This window comes from Streptomyces sp. P9(2023) (genome assembly GCF_032436795.1).
GTDB lineage: Bacteria > Actinomycetota > Actinomycetes > Streptomycetales > Streptomycetaceae > Streptomyces.
Genome location: NZ_JAUPWM010000454.1, coordinates 1 through 274, shown reverse-complemented (window position 1 = coordinate 274; position 274 = coordinate 1). Strand labels below are relative to the sequence as shown.

Below are 274 nucleotides of genomic sequence, written 5' to 3'. Positions count from 1 at the left end.
GCTCCAGACTGCTCATCACCGATGAGCTGCTGGAAGCCTCCCGTGCCCTCAAGGTCATCGCCACCATTTCCGTCGGCTATGACCATCTGCCCGTCGATGAACTGACCCGGCGCGGCATCCTGGTATGCAACACCCCGGATGTGCTTACAGAAACGACGGCAGATACCGGCTTTGCGCTCATCATGGCCACCGCACGCCGAGTGGTGGAACTGGCCAATTGGGTCAAGGCGAATCAGTGGCAACAGAGCCTTGGCCCAGCGCTGTTCGGCAGCGA

General features: G+C 60.9%; 1 pseudogene. It reads left to right on the top strand.

Annotated elements, in window-relative coordinates:
* Positions 1-274, top strand: a pseudogene (locus Q5762_RS38345) (hypothetical protein); the annotation flags it as partial.